This is a genomic window from Paenibacillus sp. EKM212P (genome assembly GCF_011066115.1).
In the GTDB taxonomy this organism is placed as follows: Bacteria; Bacillota; Bacilli; order Paenibacillales; family Paenibacillaceae; genus Paenibacillus; species Paenibacillus polymyxa_B.
Genome location: NZ_JAAMNR010000038.1, coordinates 1 through 1127, shown reverse-complemented (window position 1 = coordinate 1127; position 1127 = coordinate 1). Strand labels below are relative to the sequence as shown.

The window sequence follows — 1127 nt, the reverse complement described above, 5'->3', positions numbered from 1 at the left end:
ATGGCATTCGGAGTTTGACTGAGCTTGGTAACCCTTGCGGGCCCCGCACCCAATCAGTGCTCTACCTCCACGATTCTTTTTTCCGAGGCTAGCCCTAAAGCTATTTCGGGGAGAACCAGCTATCTCCGGGTTCGATTGGAATTTCTCCGCTACCCCCACCTCATCCCCGCATTTTTCAACATGCGTGGGTTCGGGCCTCCAGTGCGTGTTACCGCACCTTCACCCTGGACAGGGGTAGATCACCCGGTTTCGGGTCTACGTCCACGTACTCAAGTCGCCCTATTCAGACTCGCTTTCGCTGCGGCTTCAGCTCTTCACCTTAACCTTGCACGGGAACGTAACTCGCCGGTTCATTCTACAAAAGGCACGCCATCACCCATAGATCGGGCTCTGACTTCTTGTAAGCACACGGTTTCAGGATCTATTTCACTCCCCTTCCGGGGTGCTTTTCACCTTTCCCTCACGGTACTGCTTCACTATCGGTCGCCAGGGAGTATTTAGCCTTGGCAGATGGTCCTGCCGGATTCATACGGGGTTTCACGTGCCCCGCACTACTCGGGATCCGTCTCGGAGAGAACAAGTTTTGAACTACAGGGCTTTTACCTTCTCTGGCGGGCCTTTCCAGACCTCTTCATCTAACCGGTTCCTTTGTAACTCCATGTGAGACGTCCCACAACCCCAAGGAGCAAGCTCCTTGGTTTGGGCTAATCCGCGTTCGCTCGCCGCTACTGACGGAATCACTATTGTTTTCTCTTCCTCAGGGTACTTAGATGTTTCAGTTCCCCTGGTCTGCCTCTATTCTGCCTATGTATTCAGCAGAAAGTGACTGTCGATGAAGACAGCCGGGTTTCCCCATTCGGACATCCCCGGATCAAAGCTTGCTTACAGCTCCCCGAGGCCTTATCGTTGTTCGCCACGTCCTTCGTCGGCTCCTGGCGCCTAGGCATCCTCCGTGTGCTCTTTGTAGCTTAACCTAGACTTTTCTTTGAAAGAAAATGTCGATGTTCGATAAAGAATGATTTTTGCCAAAGGCAAAAGATCTTTCCTTACCTGCTACCTTTATTTCACTTGTTTACACAAGATCAGCTTAAAGGAATATTCTAAAACGCAATTTCGTTTCGGTATCC

The 1127-nt window shown here is 51.3% G+C and carries 1 rRNA gene; it reads right to left on the bottom strand.

Annotated features, from left to right (window positions below):
* Nucleotides 1–974: ribosomal RNA gene (locus G9G54_RS24785) — 23S ribosomal RNA — on the bottom strand; the annotation flags it as partial.
* Nucleotides 975–1127 lie beyond the last annotated feature (153 nt).